The sequence below is a fragment of the Fictibacillus gelatini DSM 15865 genome, from assembly GCF_000430745.1.
Lineage (GTDB): Bacteria > Bacillota > Bacilli > Bacillales > Fictibacillaceae > Fictibacillus_A > Fictibacillus_A gelatini.
In genome coordinates, this window is record NZ_AUMP01000068.1 from 1 (window position 1) to 5,461 (window position 5,461).

Sequence of the window (5,461 nt, forward strand, 5' to 3'; positions counted from 1 at the left end):
GGGGTACTTCACCACGTGAAGGGGGGTACTTCACCACGTGAAGCCGAAAGAAAAATAATTAAAGATAAAAATAATAAAAAGAAAAATAATAAAGAATCTATCTATCTTGAACAGATTAAACAAATAGATTTGCCTTTTATCATAAAAAAAACATTAGTTAAAAAGATTGATAGATTGATTCTCTTTAAAATTGATTTGGATGTTGTTTATCTGAATTATGAAGCAGTTAACAGCAGAATATGCGATGGAGAATTCGCTCAAGTTTTAGATACAGTTCTAACCGTTGGTGTGAAGTCTAACTTTAATAACCTGATGCAGACCGCCATTCAACGATACTTAGAAAACCGGGTGCAAAAACAAGCGGTACAGCCACAACCGATGCAACCTAAATCTAGCAAGCTCCCAGACTGGCTCCATGATGAAGAAACGCCGGAATTATCGGCAGAACAACTTAGAGAAGAAGAAGAAAATCAAAAGTGGCTAGAGAATTTATTACAAAATTTCTAAAGCCGCCCCATTCTCCCCATCCATTGGGGGAGGAGATGGGATTCATGTTGTATATAAAATAAATTTATATAAAAACAGGAGGTTATTACCCATGCAAAAATTCAAAAAAGCATTTCAACGCCTTCAAATCATGATGATGACGGTTGCCTTTTGGCTTGTTCCGGCTGTTGCTTTTGCAGCAAGTGCTGATTCACCTGCGGGTATGTTCAAACGGGTTTTAGGTGGAATACAGAGTGTTTTAGATGTGCTCGCGCCGATCATTGGAGGCCTCGCTTTAGCGTGGAAAGCCCTTGAATACTACGGAGCCGGAAATGCTGCCGAAAAAGCTGATATTAAAAAGACCATGCTTGTTTACCTGTTTATTGTTGCTATCGCCTTAACTGCTCCACGCATTATCAATTGGGTTGTTTCTCTTGCTACAGGAGCGTGAGCAGGATGGATGAAAAAGGAAAATATTTCATTCCTCGAAACGTAGAAGCGCGTTTCGAGGTCGTCCAAAACATTCCACTCGTTGATTTAAAATACTTTATCCCTTCTTTGTCGATCATAGCGATTTTAGTTTTTTTCATCCCAATAACTGCACTTACTAAGTTTGTTATCTCGGCTTTTTTACTTGTCATTCCCGCAGCGTTAATCTACATCCGACCATATAAACGGTGGGGCAGGAATAACATTCAACTCAAAATGAAGCCGATTTATATGTTTCGCTATCTTACAAGACAAAAAACGTTTTTTTACAGAAAGAGGGGCTATGATATGTTTTTAAGCAAAGAGGATCGGCAAGCGAAAAAAGAACAGAAACAGCGGCAAAAGAGCCTTCAAGAGTGGATTAATGTCAAAGATATTCACTCGGATATGATCGTTACCCGCGATAATCGCCTAATCAAAATGCTCCAAGTCAATACCGTCAATACGCAATTAATGAGCGATCGAGAGATTAAAGATTTATTTGAACGGTATGAAAACTTCCTCCGTTCGGCCATCAATGAAAACATTCAAATTACCGTAGTCTCGCAGCCAGTCGATCTTTCGGATTATATCAAGCAGCAAGAACGCATGTTGCACCAAACAACGGATGAGCCTAAAAAACGTCTGCTGCGCGCCTACATCGAATATAACCGAGACCTTGAATTATCGGATTCCGTCGTACAGCGAAAACGGTACTTAATTGTTGACGAAAAAATAAAAAATGACAATGTTGAGCGTGCCAAAAAGCATTTAGAAAGCAAGCTTGAAGCGATTGAAAAAGCGTTATCGCTCATGAAATTGCCGTCAACTCGTGTTTCAAACCTTGAATTAATCCATTATTTGCACACGATGTACGACTTTGATGCCTCACAACATCAGCCCATTGAGAGTGAGGATGTTCCGCCTATAATCTCGTATTCAAAGGAGGCTGTTTCCTATGATGAAGTTGCTTCAGCGCGTGAAAAATAAAAAGAAAGCCCCGGAAATTGAAAGTTTTCTAACCAACGATTTTGAAACGATGAACATTTTAGACAAAATCGCCCCTGCGATCTTAGATGAAAAAGAAAACTATATTAAACTTGGCCAAAACTATGTAAGGTGCTTTGCCGTAACGGATTACCCTACCAATGTCGAAGGGAATTGGCTTAGTGAATTGTATCGCTTCAAAGGCAATGTGACGCTTTCTTATCACATTAAGCCGATCAGCAGTCAAGCCGTTGAACAGAAATTCAGTAAATCCGTTGAGGAATTGGAGGTTCGGCTTGAAGATAAAAAAATCTCGCCTATTCGTTTTCGTAAAACCAAAGAGGAATATGAAAGTGCCAATCGCCTGTTAGACCACTTAATCATGGGAAATGGGAACACCATGTTTCATGTTCATCTATACGTCTTATTCCAAGCAAAAAGCTTAGAGGAACTGGAGGACTTGACGAAAGAAATCGAGAAACACTTATATTCCGTTCGGCTTACTGCTAAAATCCCTGAACAAAACATGATTTGTGCTTTCCAATCAGGCTTGCCATTATTGCAAAACGATCTTCCGGAGTTTACCTGGCGGAATATTGATAGTCACGCTTTATCAAGCTATTTCCCTTTTGATGAGGCGGAAATTTTTGAACAAACAGGCATTGTCAAAGGAATTAACGAAGATACCGGCGCCGTTGTTCTCTGTGATCTGTGGAGTAAAAAATCCCATAATGAGGTGATTATTGGGTTTACAGGAACCGGGAAGACGTTTTCGATGAGTTGTGACATGCTGCGCTATTACATGCACGGCTGTAGGATTTATATTATTGACCCTGAACGTGAGTTTAAACGATTGGTGGAAAGTGTCGGAGGGCAATATATCACCCTCTCGCCAACAACCAATACCATTATTAACCCTTTGGAAATCATGCACACAGAAATCAATAACGCAGATGAGGAAGAAGATAAGGAGAATCAAAGCTTTTTGTACAAAAAATTACAACGGCTAAAAACGTTTTTCCGACTAATCAAACCGGATATGACGAATTTAGAAGCTGCTCTTGTAGAACAAGCGTTAATCAAGGTTTATGACGAATTTGGCATCACATGGGATTCTACGTTTGAATCACGGCCGTCTGATCGATTCCCGACATTGGAAAACTTGTATCAAATGATTGAGGAAATGGAAGATGATAGATTAGAAGATTTCAAAGCGATTCTGCATGTGTATGTCTATGGCTCCACTTCCAAAATGTTTAACGGCCATACCAATGTAAATCTCAATAACGACATGATCTGCTTTGACTTAAAGGAATTAGAAGACGATTCCGAGGTGCAGCCTGCGGCCATGTATAACGTCTTAAGTTTCCTCTGGGATGATATAACCAAAACAAAGTCGCTGCCTTACAAGCGTCTATATGTAGACGAAGCGCACGTTTTAGCTGACCCGGATAACCCGAAAGCGATGAAATTCTTATTCAACGTCTATAAACGGATTCGGAAATACAAAGGGGGTGCTACAGTGGCCACGCAGTCCCCTGCGGATTTCCTCTCGGCAACGGATGGAAAACGAAATTATGGTGGTGCGATGATTGGGCAAGCCAATTCTCTATTGATTTTACCACTTAAAGATTTTGACCTTGCCGATCTGGATAAATACCACATTCTTAGCCTTTCGGACAAAGAAAAGACGATTTTGCGAAAGGAAAATCAAGGGGAAGGCATTTATGTGGTTGGCAAAAAGCGCGTTCATATCAAAATCACCAGTACCAAAGAGGAAATGCGTTTAATTGACCCTGAAAAATACAAGAAAACGTACAGAGAAGACCCGCGTATTTCTCCTTATGCGACGGAGGAGAGCATGAGCGATGATTAAAGTCGGATTTATCGCGATTAAAAGTTGGAGACTAATTGTCTATTCGCTTCTTGCTGTCGTCACCATTATTTTCTTTTTCTTTTTTGCAGTTAGCCCGGAAGACTTGCCCGATGACGAAGGAGGGGGCGGCACGGCCGATGTAAGCCCCCTTGTCTTACGGTATGAGCCCATCGTAAGGAAATACGCCAAAAAATATGGGGTAGAAAAGCATGTACCACTGCTGCTTGCGCAAATGCAGCAGGAATCCGGGGGCAGGGGGAACGGGGATCCGTTCCAAGCCTCCGAAAGCCTTTGCGGCCGTATCGGCTGCATTACCGACCCTGAAAAGTCCATCGAGCAAGGTGTAAAATACTTTTCCAAAATGCTTAAGAGCGCGGGCGGTGACTATAAACTCGCCTTACAAGCCTACAATTTTGGGGGCGGATATATTGACTATGCCAAAAAACACGGTGGGCATTCACGGACGGCTGCGATGGCCTTTTCAAATATGATGGCCACAAAAATGGGGTGGGGCAGCTACGGAGACCCTAATTATGTCGATCACGTTTTGCGCTACTTTAAAGCGGACACCGTTGCCGCAGCAGATGTAAAGCCGAATAAGTACGGCTTTATTAAACCACTCAATACACAAGTGACCTCGGGATTTGGCGTAAGGATAGACCCGATTACCGGGCTCCCAGGGGAATTTCACGGAGGAATTGACTTTTCGTGCAACCGTCAGCCACTGGAAATAAGGGCAATAAAAGATGGTGTGGTGACAAGGGAAGGATGGCAAGACCCCGGTAATCCGAAAGTTGGATTTGGTCAGCGCATCTATATTTCCCATGGTGGTTCCATCGAAAGTGTATATGGCCATTTATCAAAAATTCTTGTGAAGAATGGTCAAAAAATCAAACAAGGACAAGTGATCGGCAAATGCGGCACTACAGGAAGCAGTACGGGAATGCACTTGCATTTAGAAATTCATGTGAATGGTCAAAAAGAAAACCCGGCACAATACGTTTTGAGGTGATCGAATGAAAAAATGGGGATGGATAGCGGTGGCTGCAGGAATCGCTCTTGTAGCCTCGATCATTATGAATCTTGTTTTCTATGATTTTTGGCAGCAAGAGAAGGAAAAAGCCGCCGGATACAAAAAGGATTTAACAGAAACGGAAGCGACACTTGAGGCGGTAAAGCAAAATAAAGAGAATTTTGTCTTAAAAGATGGCGAAACTTTCATCAAGGAAATGTTCACCTTTAATTCCAAAAAGCCGTCAGACGCCCATAAACGCCTTTCTAAGCTCATGACGAAAGAAGGGTATGCGAAACTATTCAGGAATAACGAAAACGTCGAAATGGAGCGTTCTACGCTGTCAGAAAAGGGCGTAATTTCGGATGTGAAGATAAAAGACTCGCAATATAACAAATTAACAGCCGATACCGCAAGGGTGAATATCACATTTGAACGATCACTAGGAAGTAATGGGAACATGGAAAAGCAGGTGTACCAAGCCACATTAGCCATGAAGTATCAAAACGGGAAATGGCTTGTGGAAAGCCTGAAACTTAATGAACTAATTTAAGGAGGGTGAAGAAATGAGCATTTTTAATCCGGTTGACAGCTTTAAAGACATGTTGAACGAATTAGCCAAGGAATTCGGA

At 41.6% G+C, this 5,461-nt stretch carries 6 protein-coding genes; all 6 read left to right on the forward strand.

Features of this window, described 5'->3' with window-relative positions; all coding sequences use genetic code 11:
• Positions 1-507, forward strand: a 507-nt coding sequence (locus tag H538_RS24320; RefSeq protein WP_035351457.1) for a hypothetical protein, incomplete at its 5' end; no start/stop codon positions are given.
• Between the two features lie 91 nt (positions 508-598).
• Positions 599-937 (forward strand): hypothetical protein, encoded by a 339-nt coding sequence (locus H538_RS0117905; RefSeq protein ID WP_026678754.1) that lies wholly within the window; start codon positions 599-601, stop codon positions 935-937.
• 5 nt (positions 938-942) lie between these two features.
• Positions 943-1,944 carry a TraC-like domain-containing protein gene (locus H538_RS0117910; RefSeq protein WP_026678755.1) on the forward strand — a complete coding sequence of 334 codons (1,002 nt, stop codon included), beginning with the start codon at positions 943-945 and terminating at the stop codon, positions 1,942-1,944.
• On the forward strand, positions 1,913-3,817 hold the full coding sequence (locus H538_RS0117915; protein ID WP_035351460.1) for a VirB4 family type IV secretion system protein: 1,905 nt from the start codon (positions 1,913-1,915) through the stop codon (positions 3,815-3,817). Before H538_RS0117910 ends, H538_RS0117915 begins: the two co-directional genes overlap by 32 nt.
• Positions 3,810-4,829 (forward strand): lysozyme family protein, encoded by a 1,020-nt coding sequence (locus H538_RS26260; RefSeq protein ID WP_051291549.1) that lies wholly within the window; start codon positions 3,810-3,812, stop codon positions 4,827-4,829. The genes H538_RS0117915 and H538_RS26260 overlap by 8 nt, the downstream gene beginning before the upstream one ends.
• Before the next feature lie 4 nt (positions 4,830-4,833).
• Complete coding sequence (locus tag H538_RS0117930) at positions 4,834-5,382, forward strand: hypothetical protein (RefSeq protein WP_026678757.1); 549 nt, start codon at positions 4,834-4,836, stop codon at positions 5,380-5,382.
• The last annotated feature ends 79 nt before the right edge of the window (positions 5,383-5,461 follow it).

Excerpts from the sequence above, each read along its gene's own strand:
- H538_RS0117915 (WP_035351460.1), top strand. The coding sequence starts at position 1,913 with ATGATGAAGTTGCTTCAGCGCGTGAAAAATAAAAAGAAAGCCCCGGAA.
- H538_RS0117930 (WP_026678757.1), top strand. The coding sequence starts at position 4,834 with ATGAAAAAATGGGGATGGATAGCGGTGGCTGCAGGAATCGCTCTTGTA.
- H538_RS26260 (WP_051291549.1), top strand. The coding sequence starts at position 3,810 with ATGATTAAAGTCGGATTTATCGCGATTAAAAGTTGGAGACTAATTGTC.
- H538_RS0117910 (WP_026678755.1), top strand. The coding sequence starts at position 943 with ATGGATGAAAAAGGAAAATATTTCATTCCTCGAAACGTAGAAGCGCGT.
- H538_RS0117905 (WP_026678754.1), top strand. The coding sequence starts at position 599 with ATGCAAAAATTCAAAAAAGCATTTCAACGCCTTCAAATCATGATGATG.